The following is a 16279-nucleotide window of genomic DNA, read 5'->3' as shown; positions in this document are numbered from 1 at the left end:
AAAACAGTCTCTCGCCTTCACTTTGGCGTTGGCGTGACGCCTAAATCGGACGGCGCATAACCCAGATCAAGACCAGGCCGGCCACGGCCGAACCGATCCCGACGGCCCGCAGGATATTGTCCGGCGTGGCGATGGCGCTCTTCATGGCCTTGCGCATCCAGTTGGGACTTGCCGCGAACATCAAGCCTTCCAGCACGAACAGGATGCCTAAGCCGATGAGGAAGTCGGCGAACGCAATGGACCTCATCGGATTGGAACCTCCCGTGGTCGTGTTCTTGTCTGGACGAAGGGCGGCCAGACCGGCCGCCCTTGTCTAGCTTACGGCTTCGCCGGCGTCTCTGTCGCCGTCTTGCCGGACGGGCTACCAAAATACCGGAAGAAATCCGACTCCGGCCGCAGCAGGAAGCGGGTGTCGCTCGCCTTCAGACCGTTCTCATAGGCCGTCATCGACCGGTAGAAGGCGAAGAAGTCGGCATCCTTGCTGTAGGCTTCCGCAAACAGGCGGTTGCGCTCGGCATCGCCCGCGCCGCGGGTCTGCTCGGCCTGCGAATTGGCTTCCGCGACGATCACGGTCGCCTCGCGGTCGGCCTTGGAGCGGATCTCCTGTGCCTTCTGACCGCCCTGCGCGCGGAACTCGGCGGCTTCGCGCTCGCGCTCGGTCTTCATGCGCAGATAGACAGCCTGGCTGTTCTGCTCCGGCAGGTCGGCGCGCCGGATCCTGACGTCGACGACCTGGATACCGTAGCCGTCGGCTTCGCGATCGAGTTGGTCGCGGATGCGCAACATCAGCTTCTCGCGGTCGTCGCGCACCACGTTGATGAAGGTGACCTCGCCGAGCACGCGGCGCAGCGCCGCATTCAGGAGCGTGGTGAGCTGGATGTTGGCGGCCTGGATCGAGCCGACACTCTGATAGAAGCGCAGCGCGTCCTTGATGCGGTAGCGCGCGAAGGCGTCGACCACTAGCCGCTTCTGGTCGGATGCGATCGCTTCCTGCGACGGGTTCTCCAGATCGAGGATCCGCTTGTCGATGTTGATCACCGAATTCCACGGCGCCTTGAAATGCAGGCCGGGCGCGGTGACGACGTCGACGGGCCTGCCGAACTGCAGCACGATGGTTTGCTCGGTCTGCTGCACCGTGAACAGCGACATGTAGCCGACGATCACGACGAGCAGGAGGGCGAGCAGCGCGACGATACCTGTGACCGGAGACCTCATCGGGTGCCTCCGCTCGACTGCTGACCGCTGGTAGGCGGCCGCTTTGTCGTCAATTCGTTCAGCGGCAGATAGGGCACGACGCCCTGGCCCGAGGGACCGCCGTCATAGACGAGCTTGTCCGCCCCACCGAGCACCCGCTCCATCGTCTCCAGATAGATTCGTTCACGCGTCACGTCGGGCGCCTTCTTGTATTCCTCGTACACCTTCAGGAAGCGCGCGCTCTGGCCCTTGGCCTCGGCGATCGCCTGCTCCCTGTAGCCTTCGGCGGCCTGCAGGATCTGCGCCGAACGTCCGCGCGCCTGCGGCACCACCTGATTGGCGTAGGTCTGCGCTTCGTTCTGCAACTGCTCCAGATTGGCGCGCGCCGCCTGGACGTCGCGGAAGGCGTCGATCACCTGCGCCGGCGGATCGACCTTCTGCATCTGCACCTGGGTGACCTGAATGCCCGCCCCGTAGCTGTCCAGCGTCCTCTGGATGAGTTCCTGCACGCTCTGTTCGGTGACGTTGCGGGCGCCTGTCAGGATCGGCTGAATCTGCGAGCGGCCGATCACTTCGCGCATCGCGCTCTCGGCGACCGCCTTCACGGTGCCTTCGGGATTCTGGATGTTGAAGAGGAAGTCACCGACGCCGTCCGGCTTGATACGCCAGAGCACGGTGAAGTCGACGTCGACGATGTTCTCGTCGCCGGTCAGCATCAGACTCTCTTCCGGCACGTCACGAATGGAGCGGCCGCGCCGCGCCGGATCGTCGATCAGCGTCATCCCGATCGAGATCGTGTTGACGCGCAACGCCTTCGGCAGCAGCACGGTTTCGATCGGATAGGGCAGATGATAGTTCAGGCCCGGTTGCACCGTGCGGACATGCTTGCCGAAGCGCAGCACGACGCCGAGCTCTTCGGACTGCACCCGGAAGAAGCCCGACAGCAGCCAGAACGCGACGATGAGCAGGACGATCAGCGTGATGCCGATGCCGGAGAAATAGCCGCCCGGCATGATCTGCTGGAGGCGGTCCTGGCCGCGCCGCAGAAGGTCTTCCAGATCCGGCGGCCTTGGCCCGACCGGTTGCGGGCCGTTGCCCCATGGTCCCTTCGGACCCGAGCCCCATGGGCCACCGCCCTGATTCTTCCACGGCATTCGACGCTCTCCTCGGCAGGGTGAAATAGCCCCCGCCCGCTTTGTCCGGTCCGGCTTTATAGGGGACAGGCAAGTCCCTTACAACGCGGCCCGGGCCGTCTTTCGAGCTATGCTCGGGCACGAAAAAGTCAATGTAAACATTGGTGAATGCGGTTAATGGCCCGCCCGCCGACGATATGTCACATAGGAGTAGTCGGCGCTGTCGTTGGGTCCGGCAGGATGACGGATGCGCTCAACCTCATCCCACTTCGCCTTGTCGATGTCGAAATGCGTGTCGCCTTCGGGGCGCGCATGCACTTCGGTGATTTCGAGGCGATCGGCGCGATCGAGCCATTGCCGATAGATCTCGGCGCCGCCGATCACCGCGATCTCGGCGACCGAACGCCGCAGGGCATCGCCGCGCGCGACCGCGCCTGCATCGGCAGCCGATGTCGTGACGATGGCACCATTGGCACGATAATCCGCATCGCGCGTGATGACGATATTGGTACGGCCCGGAAGCGGCCGGCGCAGAGTTTCGAAGGTCTTGCGCCCCATGATCACGGGCTTTCCGATCGTCAGCGCCTTGAAGCGCGCCATGTCGGACTTCATTCGCCACGGCATTGCGTTGCCCGCGCCGATGACGCCGTTCTCCGCGATCGCAACGACGAAAACGATCTCCATCAGGCAGAGCTCCCGGCTAGCCGCGTCAGCGCAGGGCCGGTGACACGGCACAGCGTCCAGTCGTCCATCATGACGGCGCCGAGCGATTTGTAGAACGCGATCGACGGCGCGTTCCAGTCCAGCACCGCCCATTGCAGGCGCGACCAGCCGTTGTCGACGCACTCCCTGGCGAGATAGACCAGCAGCGCCTTGCCGAGGCCCCTGCCTCGATGCGACGGCCGCACGTAGAGGTCTTCGAGGTAGATGCCGTGGCGGCCGCTGAAGGTGGAGAAATTGGTGAACCAGACCGCGAAGCCGACCGCCTCGTCGTCCCACTCGGCAATCGCGCAGTAGAGCCGCGGGTTGTCGCCGAACAGCGCCTCCGAAATCATCGCCTCGGTCGCCTCGACCTCGTGCGAAAGCTTTTCGTACTCGGCGAGTTCACGAATGAAGGAAAGAACGAGCCCAGCCTCGTCCGGGCGCGCACGGTGGATGTTGAGCGACATCCGCGTCAGACCGCGACTTCCGCCTTGATGTGCGGATGCGGATCGTAGCCGACGAGCTCGAAATCCTCATAGCGGAAGGAGAAGATGTCCTTCACGTCGGGATTGATCCGCATCACCGGCAGTGCACGCGGCGCGCGCGTGAGCTGAAGCCGCGCCTGCTCCAGATGGTTGGAGTAGAGGTGAGTGTCGCCGAGGGAATGCACGAAATCGCCCGGCTTCAATCCCGTGACCTGCGCCACCATCATGGTGAGCAGCGCATAGGATGCGATGTTGAAGGGCACGCCGAGGAACACGTCGGCCGAGCGCTGATAGAGCTGGCACGACAATTTGCCGTTCGCGACATAGAACTGGAACAGCAGGTGGCAGGGCGGCAGCGCCATCTTCTCGACGTCGGCAGGATTCCAGGCGGTGACGATCAGCCGGCGCGAATCCGGGGTGCGCTTGATCATGTCGACGACATTGGCGATCTGGTCGATGCTGCGCCCGTCAGCCGTTGGCCAGGAGCGCCATTGATGGCCGTAGACCGGCCCGAGATCGCCATTGGCGTCAGCCCATTCGTCCCAGATGGTGACGCCGTTGTCGCGCAGATATTTGATGTTGGTGTCGCCCTTCAGGAACCACAGCAGCTCATGCACGATCGCCTTCAGCGGCAGCCGCTTGGTGGTCAGCATCGGGAAGCCGGCGGACAGGTTGAAGCGCATCTGATGGCCGAACACCGACAGCGTGCCGGTGCCGGTCCGGTCGGTCTTCTCGGCGCCGTCTGAAAGAATCCGCTCGAGCAGGTCCTGATACTGGTGCATGTGCCAATGAGCCTTTGGGGAGGCGGCGAACTTAACGGCCACCCCCGCGCCGCGACAGCGGCGATTCGCTGCCTCCACCGATTATACCCGGAAAACTGAGTGGTCCCGGCACAAACGACAAGGGGCGGAACTTACGTCCCGCCCCTCGCCTATCGACTTGAAAGTGCTGGTTAAGTTGCCGGCTTGAGCACCGGACTCCACTTCGCGATCTCGTTCTTGACGAGGGTCGCCAGCGCCTCCGGCGTTCGGTCCTTGGGACCCGGAATGACGCTGCCGAGCTCGAGCAAGCGCTTCTTCACGGTCTCGTCGTCGAGCGCCTTGATGGCGGCGGCATTCAGGCTCGCAATGATTGCGGGCGAAGTTCCCTTCGGCGCGAACATCGCGTTCCAGGCCTGGGCCTGGAACGCAGGCAGGCCGGCCTCCGCCGTCGTCGGCACGTTCGGCAGCGACGGATTGCGCTCGGCCGTCGCGATCGCATAGGCCTTGATGGTGCCGGCATTGATCTGCGGCACGGCATTGACGATCTGGTCGCACATGTAATCGACCTGTCCGGCCACCAGCGCGTTCATCGCGGGGCCCGTGCCGTTGAAGGGCACACCGACCGGCTTGACGTCGAGGATCGAGTGCAAGAGCTCGCAGGACACGTGCGAGACCGAGCCGACGCCGGCATGCGCGGCGTTGACCTTCTCGGCGTTCGCTTTCACGTAGGTGACAAACTCCTTGAGGTCTTTCGGCGGAAAGTCCTTGCGCGCCAGGATCAGAATCGGCGTGCCCGCGAGCAGCGCCACCGGCTCAAAATCCTTTTCCGGATGGTAGGCGAGCTTCGGATAGAGCGGCACGGAGGCGGCATGCGTGCCCATATGCCCGGTGATCAGCGTATAGCCGTCATTGGCTGCGCGGGCGGCGCGCGTGGTCGCGGTGGTGCCGCCGGCACCGACCACGTTCTCGATGATGATGCTCTGGCCCAGCGTCTGCGCCATGTGCGCGGTGACGATGCGCGAAATCACGTCAGTCGGGCCGCCGGCCGCGAACGGCACGATCATGGTGATGCTGCGCGTCGGATAGGTCTGCGCCTCTGCTGGTGCGGCAAAGGCGCACAACGATGCGAACGCCGCGGCACATGCGCCCGCAAGCGCGCGAATGGAAGTCATCTCGATCCCCTCGGACGTAAAGCAAAAATGCCGGCCACAGGGCCGGCATTTTCATTTCACGAAGCGGTCACACAAGTCGATTCGACTTCCGAATGCGGCGCGCCGACGCAGGCGCGGCGCGGTCAGTTCTCGGATTCGGTGAACACCTCGTCGCGCTTGGCGCGCAGGACGGGCAGGACCGTGAGGATCAGCAGAAACGCCGCGATCGCCAGCAGCACCGCCGACAACGGACGCGTCAGGAACACGCTCCAGTCGCCACGCGAGATCAGAAGCGCACGACGCAGGTTCTCTTCCATCAGCGGTCCGAGCACCATGCCGAGCAGCAGCGGCGCCGGCTCGAAATCGTGCTTGATCAGCCAGTAGCCGACCAGGCCGAAGACGCCCGCGAGGATGACGTCGACCGGTGCGTTGTTCACCGAGTAGATGCCGATCGCGCAGAAGATCACGATCGAGGGGAACATCAGCCGGTAAGGCACGCGCAGCAGCCGCACCCAGATTCCGACGAGCGGCAGGTTGATGATGATCAGCATCAGATTGCCGATCCACATCGAGGCGATCATGCCCCAGACCAGATCCGGCTGCTTCTGCATCACCTGCGGGCCCGGCACGATACCGTGGATGGTCATCGCGCCCACCATCAGCGCCATCACCGCGTTCGGCGGGATGCCGAGCGTCAGCAGCGGAATGAACGAGGTCTGCGCCGCGGCGTTGTTGGCGCTTTCCGGCCCCGCCACGCCCTCGATCGCGCCGCGGCCGAACCGCGACGGATTCTTGGCGAGCTTCTTTTCGAGCGTATAGGCGGCAAATGACGCGATCACCGCGCCGCCGCCGGGCAGGATGCCGAGGATCGAGCCGAGCACGGTGCCGCGGCCGATTGCCGGCGCAGAATCCATCAGATCCTTCCTGGTCGGCATCAAGCCGGTGATCTTCTGCTGCACGAGGTCGCGGTTCATCTCGGCGCCGGCGTCGAGGTTGCGGATGATCTCGGCGAAGCCGAACACACCCATCGCCACCGTCGCAAAGCCGAGACCGTCGGCAAGCTCCGGAATGTTGAAGGCCATGCGCGAGGCGCCGGTCTCGATGTCCGAGCCGACCATCGACAGCAGCAGGCCGAATACGATCATCGCGATCGCCTTCAGCACCGAGCCCTTGGCCAGCACGACCGCAAAGATCAGGCCTAGCACCATCAGGGAGAAATACTCGGCCGGACCGAACGCCAGCGCGAGTTTCGTGAGCGGCGCGCCGAGGACGGCGATCAAGATGGTCGCAACGCAGCCGGCGAAGAACGAGCCGATCGCGGCGATCGCCAGCGCCGGGCCGGCGCGGCCCTGCTTGGCCATCTGGTGGCCGTCGATGGCGGTGACGACCGATGTCGCCTCACCGGGTATGTTGACCAGGATCGACGTGGTCGAGCCGCCATACTGGGCGCCGTAATAGATGCCGGCGAGCATGATCAGCGCGCCGACCGGCGGCAGGCCGAAAGTGATCGGCAGCAGCATCGCGACCGTTGCGATGGTGCCGATGCCCGGCAACACGCCGACCAGCGTGCCCACGAGGGCGCCGATCAGGCACATCAGGAGGTTGATTGGAGAGAACGCGACGGCAAAACCGTGAGCGAGGTTGGCAAAGAGCTCCATTACACCCTCACTGAACCAGGAAACGCGGGAACATCGGCATCGGCAACCCGAGCACGTACGGGAACAGGATTGCGCAGCCGAGCGTCAGGCAGGCGCCGACGATGGCGGCCTCCAGCCAGCGCGTCTCGTGCGAGCCCAGCGCCGCAATCATGAAGCTCACGAAGGCCGTGACCACGAGGCCGAGCGGACGGATCGCCAGCGCGAAGAACAGGATCGCGACCATCACGAACAGCGGCCCGCGCCAGGAATAATGGGCCATCGCCGGCCCATCGGCCAAGAGGCCCGTCAAGGCGATGCCAGCCGACAAGGCCACCAGCAGTCCACCGAACATCCGCGGTGCCGTGCCGGCGCCGAAGGAGAAGCCGCGCATGCCCTGCAGATCGCTCGACGCCCACAGCGCGAACAGGGCGAGCGCCATCAGGATGACGCCGCCGACATAGTCCTGCGCCGACCGGATCGTCATGAACACCGTGAGGATCGCCACTGCGAACAGCGGATAGGAATAGATCAGCGCCAGCAGCACCTCGGATGACGCCTTCTTGGTGCCGCCACCGAACGATCCGAATATGGCACTGGGCGCGCCGACGAGCAGCGCCGTCACATGGCTGGTTACGACCGTCGCTGGGCCGCGCCCCGCACCCCAGCCGAAGATCGTCCCGATTGACCAGATGAATTCGAAAATCTGCGGCGCTATCGCCAGCAGGCAGAAGCCGAGCGCCACCGACGTATTTCGGGTGGCAGTCGCTGAGTGGCCCATCGTGTCGGCCATGCTTGTCTCCTCCGCGACTTCTAAGTCACGAGCACTGTTGTTCTAATCGGCTGGAATAGATCCCCCGCCCGGATCACTGCCTAGCGATTTTCATCACACAATGCCAGCAAAACCCAACAGGCCCCCGGCGAGCAAAAGCCAGAGTGGATTGATGCGCGAGATGGATGCGACCACCGCAACCACCGCGGTCAGAAGCAGCGCAGCAACGGTGCGGTCCGTCGACTGGGCCAGGATCAGGGCGCTGGCTGCCATCAATCCGATCGACAGCGGAACCAGTGCAGCCTGAATCAGGCCGGGCCATCGCGATTGGCTGGGCCGGTTCAGGAGCCGGCTGACATAATAGGCAAGCAGCGCCGTCGGCAGGCACATCGCCAGCGTCGCCGCCAGCGCTCCGGGAATGCCGGCGACGGCATAGCCGATTAACGTGACGATAAGCACGTTCGGACCTGGCGAGAGCTGCGCGATCGCATAGGCGTCGGCGAACTGCTTGTCGGTCATCCAGTGATGCACCTCGACCGCGATGCGGTGCATCTCGGGCACCGCCGCCGCAGCGCCGCCGACTGCGAACAGCGACATTAGACCAAAGGTGGAGATCAGCGCCCAGATCGGGTTCTCCGCGTTCATGCTGCTACCTTCCGTCGCATCAGGAAGGTCACGCCGATGCTGACGGGGATCGCGACCAGCAGCACCGCCTGGAGCGGCAGGCGAAGCACGCCGATCGCAACGAACACGCCGAGCATGAGGATCAGCACGACGACGTCCATCCGCTTGAGCAACGGCATCATCATGCGGAAGACCACCGCGATCAGCAGCCCGACCGCCGCGCAGGAGATGCCCGCGAGAATACGGCGCAGCACCTCGACGTCGCCGAACCGGGCGTAGATGATCGCGAGCACGGTCATAATCAGCGTCGGCGGCAGCAACAGCCCGGTAAAGGCGGCAACACCGCCGGCGATCCCGCGCAGCCGCGACCCGAACACCATCGACAGATTGACGATGTTGGGGCCGGGCAGGAAATGGCAGAGCGCAAAGGTCTCGTTGAACTCGTCCGCCGTCATCCAGCGGTGCTGATCGACGATGGCATGCCGGGCAAACACCAGGACCCCGCCGAAGCCGGCCAGCGACATCCGGGCGAAAGCCAGGAACAGCGCAACCAGGCCGGGCGGAGGGGCGTGGGCGGCGGGGATATCCGGCTCTTGAGCGGCCGGTGAAGAATCCGGGGACATGTCAGGAGCTTAGAACGCGGGCGGCAGCGCGGCCAAGATCATACGGAAGGCTGTCCGGAGCCTATCCAAAGGGAACCTTGCCGTGCCCCCTCGAAACACCTGTCATTTGAAACCTTTGCCCCCTATATTGGGGATGCCGGCTCGCCGGCTATGGAAATAAACGGTCGTCGCAATAAACCATTCGGACCCGGGGGCGGTACCCGGCGCCTCCACCAAAGCCCACCAGCGGGGTCACCCAGAGCGGGCTTTGGCGGGGGCGAAATAGGATCGACGAGGGCGTAAAGGGCGTGCTTTTTCCCGGTATTGTTCCGCCGTTATCGGGCTACTGCAATAGTTGCCAACGACAACTTTGCTCCGGTTGCTCAGGCTGCGTAACGCAGTTTGAAAGACCATCTTAAAGTCCTAACGGGTTAAGCTCCGTTAGGCGGGGTTCGGAGGCACCTGGCAACAGAAGCCTCCACTTACCTCTTATTTCCTTCCCGGCGGGGACTCCTGCTGACCCGTCAGGCGCGGTACTATCGCGGCTTGGCGAGTCGGGCCGGCAGGGTCCGGCTTCGGGAATGCGACAGGACCATCATGGCGACCGATCATATCCGATACGATGTGCTGGCCCGCGACGCGCTGCGCGGCGTGCTGCGGAAGGTGCTGACCGATGCCGCGTCCCATGGACTGCCGGGCGAGCACCATTTCTTCATCACCTTCGTATCGAAGGCCGAGGGCGTGAAGCTGTCGTCGCGGCTGCTGGCGCAATATCCGGAAGAGATGACGATCATCCTCCAGCACCAGTTCTGGGATCTGACCGTGCTCGAGGACCGGTTCGAGGTCGGCCTGTCCTTCGGCGGCATTCCGGAGCGGCTGATCGTGCCGTTCAGCGCGATCAAGAGCTTCCTCGATCCGTCCGTGAAGTTCGGCCTCCAGTTCGACACCTCCGATGTCGCCGAGGTCTCGCCGGAGACATTGCCGGCCGCTGCCGCACCGTCGGCCGTCGCGGTGCCCGCGCCTGCCAGTGAACCAGCGGAAAGCGCCGACGAGCCGACCGCTCCGAACCAGGGCGGCGCTGAAGTCGTGCGGCTCGATCGTTTCCGCAAGAAATGATCTAGGTTGGGCGCGAAACGGTCGCGCCGGGCCAAACTGCCTATATAGAAGAGCACATGAAGAGGCTGCGCGGCGTTTCGCGCGGCGGAATGGATGTGCTCATGGCCAAAACTGCCCGCTCGAAGACTGCCCACCCCGCCAGCCGCACCGAGACCGACAGTTTCGGTCCCATCGAGGTCCCTGCTGATCGCTATTGGGGGGCGCAGACCGAACGCTCGCGCCAGAATTTCCGCATCGGCATCGACCGCATGCCGATCTCGCTCGTGCATGCGCTCGGCATCGTCAAGCTCGCGGCCGCACAATCCAACCTCGAGCTCGGCCTGCTCGACCAGCGCCGGGCCAACGCCATCATCCGCGCCGCGCGCGAGGTGATCGAGGGCAAGCTGGACGATCATTTTCCGCTTGTCGTGTGGCAGACCGGCTCGGGCACCCAGAGCAACATGAACCTCAACGAGGTCATCGCCAACCGCGCCAATGAGCTGCTCGGCGGCGAGCTCGGCGCCAAGAAGCCGGTGCATCCCAACGATCACGTCAACATGAGCCAGTCGTCGAACGACTCGTTCCCGACCGCGATGCACATCGCGGCCGCAAGCCGCATCAATGCCGATCTCGTCCCTGCCCTCGGCGAGCTGCTGCGCGCGCTCCGCAAGAAGGAGAAGGAGTTCGCCAAGATCGTGAAGATCGGGCGCACGCATACGCAGGACGCCACGCCGCTGACGCTGGGCCAGGAATTTTCCGGCTATGCCGCCCAGGTCGAAAGCGGCATCGCCCGCCTCAAGGTCGCGGTGAAGGACCTTTATCCGCTTGCGCAGGGCGGCACCGCCGTCGGCACCGGCCTCAACTCGAAGCCGCGCTTCGCAAAATTGTTCGCAAAGCACGTTGCCGGGATTACGAAGCTGCCCTTCACCAGCGCCGCCAATAAATTCGAGGCGCTGGCCTCGAACGACGCTTATGTGCTGGCGCACGGCGCCATCAATTCCGTCGCGACAGGCCTGTTCAAGATCGCCAACGATATCCGCCTGCTCGGATCGGGCCCGCGCTCGGGCCTCGGCGAATTGGTCCTCCCGGAGAACGAGCCGGGCTCCTCGATCATGCCGGGCAAGGTCAACCCGACGCAGTGCGAGGCGATGACGATGGTGTGCTGCCAGGTGTTCGGCAATCACACCGCGATCACGGTCGCCGGCAGCCAGGGCCATTTCGAGCTCAACGTCTACAAGCCCGTGCTCGCCTACAACATGCTGCACTCGATCCGGCTGATGGCCGACGCCGCGCGCTCCTTCACCGAACATTGCGTCAGCGGCATCCGCGCCGACGAAAAGCGCATAAGTGAGCTGATGCAGCGCTCGCTGATGCTGGTGACCGCGCTCGCCCCGAAGATCGGCTACGACAACGCCGCCAAGGTGGCGAAGACCGCGCATGCCAACGGCACCACGCTGAAGGAGGAGGCGCTGCGGCTCGGCTTCGTCTCGGCCGACGAGTTCGACCGCCTGGTGCAGCCGGAGAAAATGACGCGGCCTGGATGAATTCCGAATTCCGATAGTCATCCGTAATCATACGGTGCCCTGGGGGCGCATAAATATAAGGCTTAAGGGCAGGGATTTGATTACCGTCAATGTTGTGGCGAGGCGGCGTGCTACGCGGGCCTCTCTGCCCTATGACGGGGCTAATTCATCGTTTGATGGCCCAAGGGGCCAATTGACGAGGACGAGCGAATGGCGATCAAGTCTCATGGGGCGCAACACGGCACCCAGTTTCTGAATGTTTCATCCTGCCAGAAGAGGAGCGGATGATGGAGACGCGGCATGGGGAACGTCATCAACCTGAATCGTTTCAGGAAGCGCGCCGAGCGGGAAGCCACGGCGAAGCAGGCGGACGTCAACCGGGCGAAGTTCGGTCGCACGAAGGCGGAGCGGTCGGCGGAGGAGACGCGCGCGGACAAGGCGAAGGCGCATCTGGACCAGCATCAGATCGATCGCGAGGATCAGCCATGAAGTCGCCCGTGGTGAAACGGTCGATCGTAGTTGCCGGCCACAAGACCAGCGTCAGCCTGGAAGAGGCGTTCTGGAACGGCATGAAGGAGATTTCGGGCCTACGCAACATGACGCTGTCCGAGCTGGTCGGCGAGATCGACGGCAACCGCCAGCAGGGCAATCTGTCCTCGGCGATCCGCCTGTTCGTCCTCGACTACTTCAAGAGCCGCGCCATGGCCGCCATCCAGCCGGAAAAGGTCCCGGCCCAGTAGCCGTTGGGCGCCCTCCTACGGCGCCTCCCGGTTCTGCACTTTAAAATCACTCTAAGGTGCAGTTTCAGCCGACCCGCGCGCTTGACCTCAATGCCCTGCGTTGAAAATACAGGGCATGACCGACACCAATGACACGCGTTCGCGGATGCCGCTGGGCCTGGCCCAGCGCGGCTATATCGGCGTCATCCAACACCTTTCCGCCGGAGATGCGGACTCGGCGCTCTCGGATATCGAGCTCGAGAGCCGGCTGATCGAGCTCGGCTTCGTCGAGGGCGCCCGGGTCGAGGTGCTGCACGAGGGGCTGGTCGGGCGCGACCCGATCGCCGTCCGTGTCGACAACATCACGATCGCGGTCCGCCGTCGTGAAGCCATGGCCATCATCGTCGCGTAGACAGCGACCGGACAATTGATCCCATGGAATTACCCCTGCTGCATCTCGCCTTGGTCGGCACGCCAAACAGCGGCAAGACGTCGCTGTTCAATGCGCTGACCGGCAGCCGACAGAAGGTCGCGAACTATCCGGGCGTCACAGTCGAGCGCAAGGAAGGCTTCTTTGTCACGCCCCTGGGACGCCAGGTCTCGGTGGTCGACCTGCCCGGCACCTACTCGCTGCGCGGCCGCAGCCCGGACGAGGAGATCACCCGCGACTTCGTGCTAGGCAAGGCGACCGGCGAGACCGTGCCCGACCTCGTGCTGTGCGTGGCCGACTCGACCAATCTCCGCCTGACCATCCGCCTGCTGCTGGAGCTGAAGCGCACCGGCCGGCCGATGATCCTGGTCCTCAACATGTTCGACATCGCGAGCCGCCGCGGCATCACTGTCGACGTGGGGCGGCTCGCCAAGGAGCTCGGCGTGCCCGTGGTCACCTCGATCGCGGTGCGCAAGAACGGCACGGCCGATCTGTTGGCTCTGACGGACGAGATCTCGGCAAAGCTCGCCGAAGAGCCACAGGAGAACAGCTGGCGCGCGCTCAGCGTCGCCGAGCTGCGCGCCACCCAGCGCGAGGCCGACCGCATCATCGCCGACTGCGTCAGCCTGCCAAGCCGGCCCGACACCTGGACTGCGCGGATCGATGCCGTGGTGCTGCATCCCGTCGGCGGTCTGATCGTGCTCGCGGCTATCCTGTTCGTGATGTTCCAGGCGGTGTTCGCCTGGGCGCAGCCGCTGATGGACCTGCTCAACAACGGCTTCGATGCGCTCGGCGAATTCGTGCACGCCACCCTGCCCGCCGGCCTGTTGCAGAGCTTCCTTCAGAACGGCGTGATCTCAGGCGTCGGCAGCGTCATCGTGTTCCTGCCGCAGATCATCATCATCTTCCTGTTCATCCTGCTGCTGGAAGATTTCGGCTACATGGCGCGCGCCGCGTTCCTGATGGACCGCATCATGGGCGGCGCCGGGCTGCACGGCCGCGCCTTCATTCCGCTGCTGTCGAGCTTTGCCTGCGCCATTCCCGGCATCATGGCGACGCGCGTGATCGACAACAAGCGCGACCGGCTGACCACGATCCTGATCGCGCCGCTGATGACCTGCTCGGCGCGCATTCCCGTGTATACGCTGATCATCTCGGCCTTCATTCCGGCCAGGGACGTCTGGGGCTTCATCAACCTCCAGGGCCTCGTGATGTTCGGCCTCTATGCGGCCGGCATCACCAGCGCGCTGCTGGTCTCGTTCCTGATCAAGTTCTTCATGCTGCGCGACTATGCGCCGGCGCCGTTCATGCTGGAGCTGCCGGACTACAAGATGCCGCGGCTGAAATCGATCGTGATCGGCGTCTACACGCGCGCCAAGATGTTCCTCTACCGCGCCGGCACCACGATCTTCTCGATGATGGTGCTGATCTGGTTTCTGGCCTCGTTCCCGCAGCCGCCCGCGGGCGCCACCGAGCCGGCGATCGACTTCAGCCTCGCGGCGATCATCGGCAAGGCGCTCGAGCCGCTGCTCGCCCCGGTCGGCTTCAACTGGCAGATCGCGGTCGCGCTGATCCCGGGCATGGCGGCGCGCGAGGTCGCGGTCGCAGCGCTCGGCACCGTCTACGCGATCGAAGGCGGCAAGGAAGCCGCCGAGCAGATCGGCCAGGTGCTGGCGACGAAATGGTCGCTCGCGACCGCCCTGTCGATGCTGGCCTGGTACATCTTCGCCCCGCAATGCGCCTCCACGCTCGCCGTGATCCGGCGCGAGACCGGAAGCTGGGGATGGATGGCGGCGACCTTCTTCTACATGCTGGTACTGGCCTATGCGGCGAGCCTCCTGACCTACAATGTCGCGGTCGCACTCGGGGCGGGATAAGGCCCCCTCAAACAAAAACTGCGAAAACAACCCCATGCACAGTAGACGGGGGTTGTGAAATCAATGACTTACGCGTGTGCGAAAATCGCCCGCGCGACGGGCTGCGTGCGAGTTGCACCGTCGGGCAAAACACTGGCACAGTGGCATCGTCGAAGAATTGTCGGACCTGAGACAACGATCCTAGCGCGGATACCACTGCCATCGAGGGTCACGCTGCTGCGCGAAGGCGTGGGTCGGATTGACACCGCAATAGGCCTGAATCCCTGAAGCGGTTGCCATGCACTGCTCATAGGTCGCGAATTGGCAATTGCCGGGGTATCCCCAAATCCGCCCCTGCAAGCAGTAACTATCAGCAACACCCGGGGCGACGTTGCCATGGCGGTACTGGCGTTCGGCCGCGGACGAGATCGACGACGCCGACACCACAATTGAGCTAACCGCTAGAATTGCGAAAAGCAGGCGAGTCATCTTCATCTCCTGATTTAAGTTCTGTCGGTTGCTGCGCGCCAACCTGCATTCTGGCTGCGAACATCAACACAATTGGGCGCGCGGTCCCGACCAAAGTCAACAGAGGCAGCCGCCGCAGTCAGTCGTGTTGCATCCATGCTCACCTCCATAAGCTGGTGAAATCCAGCCATCGAGCATGGAAAACGTGCCGATAATAACGTTGCGCTAGATGACGCTGGAAGCGACGGACATCCTCGCGTTTTCGGCTTCCAATGAAAAGGCCCCGGTCCATGCCGGGGCCTGAAGTTACTGGGAGGATACAAGCTCAGTAGCGAGCAGTGCCATAACCACCATAACCGCCGAAGCGATAGTTCAACCGAAGCGTGACCAGGTCCACGTCCTGGCTGACCCCGGTGCCGAGGAGGGTGCGCCCTCCGGGCGTGACCACGGCTGCGAAGGAGGTGTTGTCATTCCCCATCCAGAGATGGTCGTATTCAACACCGACGGTCCAGTTCGGTGAGAAGCCGTATTCCCAGCCGACACCCAAGGCGCCGCCCCAGCGCGTGTGACCTGCCGAGGCCAGGCCGACTCCGGTGATGTTGTTGAATACATCAAAGCGATTGCGAGTGACGGCCGCGCCACCCTTCACGTAGAGCAGTGACGCGTTCCATGCCCATCCGAGTTGGGCCGTGAAGAGGCCAATGCCATCGGTTTTCCCTGTGGTTGAAATCAGCGGATCAACCAGGCTCACGCGCGTGTTCTTGATCTCCGCCCAATCGCCCTGTGCTTCCAAGCCGAGCACAAACTGATTAGTTTGCCAGCGATATCCGATCTGGCCGCCGACGAGCCCCCCGGAGCGATCAGCGCAACCGCCTCCCACTGTTCCTGCGAGCGTGACGAAATCCACGCAATTATGGCTCTGCCCCCAACCTCCATTGGCGCCAATGTAGAATCCGCTCCAGTTATAGACCGCCACCATTGGTGCCGGCGGCGGTGCCTTGACGGCCATGTCAGCCGCCATGGCCGGAGCCACCATGCTCAGCGCCGCGAAGCCGATCGCAGCTATCGAGAGCCTTTTCATCATCGTATCCCCTTTGCTCGAATCTTCCCGTTCAAAAACGCGAGCACAT

General features: G+C 63.8%; 19 protein-coding genes and 1 other RNA gene. 7 read left to right on the top strand and 13 right to left on the bottom strand.

The genetic code is table 11. The annotated features are described in order from the left end of the window. Positions 1-40: 40 nt before the first annotated feature. The 11 genes from JQ627_RS17575 to JQ627_RS17525 all read right to left on the bottom strand — a co-directional run bounded on the left by JQ627_RS17575 (position 41) and on the right by JQ627_RS17525 (position 9079). Entirely contained in the window at positions 41-247 is a 207-nt protein-coding gene (locus JQ627_RS17575) for a DUF2065 domain-containing protein (protein ID WP_025038031.1), read from the bottom strand. Positions 248-318: 71 nt separating this feature from the next. Next, positions 319-1215 (bottom strand): protease modulator HflC, encoded by an 897-nt coding sequence (hflC, locus tag JQ627_RS17570; protein WP_212485414.1) that lies wholly within the window; start codon positions 1213-1215, stop codon positions 319-321. Next, complete coding sequence (hflK, locus tag JQ627_RS17565) at positions 1212-2348, bottom strand: FtsH protease activity modulator HflK (RefSeq protein ID WP_212485413.1); 1137 nt, start codon at positions 2346-2348, stop codon at positions 1212-1214. The genes hflC and hflK overlap by 4 nt, the downstream gene beginning before the upstream one ends. Before the next feature lie 153 nt (positions 2349-2501). Continuing rightward, positions 2502-3011 carry a dihydrofolate reductase gene (locus tag JQ627_RS17560; RefSeq protein WP_212485412.1) on the bottom strand — a complete coding sequence of 170 codons (510 nt, stop codon included), beginning with the start codon at positions 3009-3011 and terminating at the stop codon, positions 2502-2504. Further along, the gene (locus JQ627_RS17555; protein WP_212485411.1) at positions 3011-3496 is read right to left on the bottom strand and encodes a GNAT family N-acetyltransferase; all 486 of its coding nucleotides are present in this window, start codon (positions 3494-3496) and stop codon (positions 3011-3013) included. Before JQ627_RS17555 ends, JQ627_RS17560 begins: the two co-directional genes overlap by 1 nt. Positions 3497-3501: 5 nt before the next feature. Next, positions 3502-4296 (bottom strand): thymidylate synthase, encoded by a 795-nt coding sequence (locus tag JQ627_RS17550; protein ID WP_212485410.1) that lies wholly within the window; start codon positions 4294-4296, stop codon positions 3502-3504. Between the two features lie 170 nt (positions 4297-4466). Beyond that, on the bottom strand, positions 4467-5447 hold the full coding sequence (locus tag JQ627_RS17545; RefSeq protein WP_212485409.1) for a tripartite tricarboxylate transporter substrate binding protein BugD: 981 nt from the start codon (positions 5445-5447) through the stop codon (positions 4467-4469). 122 nt (positions 5448-5569) lie between these two features. Beyond that, positions 5570-7084 (bottom strand): tripartite tricarboxylate transporter permease, encoded by a 1515-nt coding sequence (locus JQ627_RS17540; RefSeq protein WP_212485408.1) that lies wholly within the window; start codon positions 7082-7084, stop codon positions 5570-5572. 7 nt (positions 7085-7091) lie between these two features. Beyond that, positions 7092-7853, bottom strand: coding sequence for a tripartite tricarboxylate transporter TctB family protein (locus JQ627_RS17535; RefSeq protein ID WP_212485407.1), 762 nt, complete (start codon positions 7851-7853; stop codon positions 7092-7094). A 93-nt stretch (positions 7854-7946) separates the two neighbouring features. Continuing rightward, positions 7947-8477: a chromate transporter gene (locus JQ627_RS17530; RefSeq protein ID WP_212485406.1), complete on the bottom strand. Its 531-nt coding sequence runs from the start codon at positions 8475-8477 to the stop codon at positions 7947-7949. Beyond that, the gene (locus tag JQ627_RS17525; RefSeq protein WP_212485405.1) at positions 8474-9079 is read right to left on the bottom strand and encodes a chromate transporter; all 606 of its coding nucleotides are present in this window, start codon (positions 9077-9079) and stop codon (positions 8474-8476) included. The genes JQ627_RS17530 and JQ627_RS17525 overlap by 4 nt, the downstream gene beginning before the upstream one ends. A gap of 96 nt (positions 9080-9175) precedes the next feature. Here JQ627_RS17525 and ssrA point away from each other — a divergent pair. The 7 genes from ssrA (at position 9176) to JQ627_RS17490 (ending at position 14702) form a co-directional block, all read left to right on the top strand. Continuing rightward, positions 9176-9541, top strand: a transfer-messenger RNA (tmRNA) gene (gene ssrA, locus JQ627_RS17520). A gap of 114 nt (positions 9542-9655) precedes the next feature. After that, entirely contained in the window at positions 9656-10174 is a 519-nt protein-coding gene (locus tag JQ627_RS17515; RefSeq protein ID WP_212485404.1) for an SspB family protein, read from the top strand. 89 nt (positions 10175-10263) lie between these two features. Next, entirely contained in the window at positions 10264-11697 is a 1434-nt protein-coding gene (fumC, locus tag JQ627_RS17510) for a class II fumarate hydratase (protein WP_212485593.1), read from the top strand. A gap of 279 nt (positions 11698-11976) precedes the next feature. Next, positions 11977-12165, top strand: a complete 189-nt coding sequence (locus JQ627_RS17505) for a DUF4169 family protein (RefSeq protein WP_212485403.1) — start codon at positions 11977-11979, stop codon at positions 12163-12165. Then, entirely contained in the window at positions 12162-12416 is a 255-nt protein-coding gene (locus JQ627_RS17500) for a ribbon-helix-helix domain-containing protein (protein ID WP_014493044.1), read from the top strand. The genes JQ627_RS17505 and JQ627_RS17500 overlap by 4 nt, the downstream gene beginning before the upstream one ends. A 115-nt stretch (positions 12417-12531) precedes the next feature. Further along, positions 12532-12807: a FeoA family protein gene (locus tag JQ627_RS17495; RefSeq protein WP_212485402.1), complete on the top strand. Its 276-nt coding sequence runs from the start codon at positions 12532-12534 to the stop codon at positions 12805-12807. Positions 12808-12830: 23 nt separating this feature from the next. Next, positions 12831-14702, top strand: a complete 1872-nt coding sequence (locus JQ627_RS17490; protein WP_212485401.1) for a ferrous iron transporter B — start codon at positions 12831-12833, stop codon at positions 14700-14702. A gap of 180 nt (positions 14703-14882) precedes the next feature. Here JQ627_RS17490 and JQ627_RS17485 read toward each other — a convergent pair whose 3' ends face one another. Continuing rightward, entirely contained in the window at positions 14883-15170 is a 288-nt protein-coding gene (locus JQ627_RS17485; RefSeq protein WP_212485400.1) for a DUF3551 domain-containing protein, read from the bottom strand. A 304-nt stretch (positions 15171-15474) separates the two neighbouring features. After that, positions 15475-16230 (bottom strand): outer membrane protein, encoded by a 756-nt coding sequence (locus JQ627_RS17480; protein WP_212485592.1) that lies wholly within the window; start codon positions 16228-16230, stop codon positions 15475-15477. Between the last annotated feature and the right edge of the window lie 49 nt (positions 16231-16279).

Origin of the sequence: Bradyrhizobium liaoningense, assembly GCF_018130785.1 — a bacterium.
GTDB classification, from domain to species: Bacteria; Pseudomonadota; Alphaproteobacteria; order Rhizobiales; family Xanthobacteraceae; genus Bradyrhizobium; species Bradyrhizobium liaoningense_A.
This window is presented reverse-complemented; position numbering and strand designations above follow the sequence as displayed.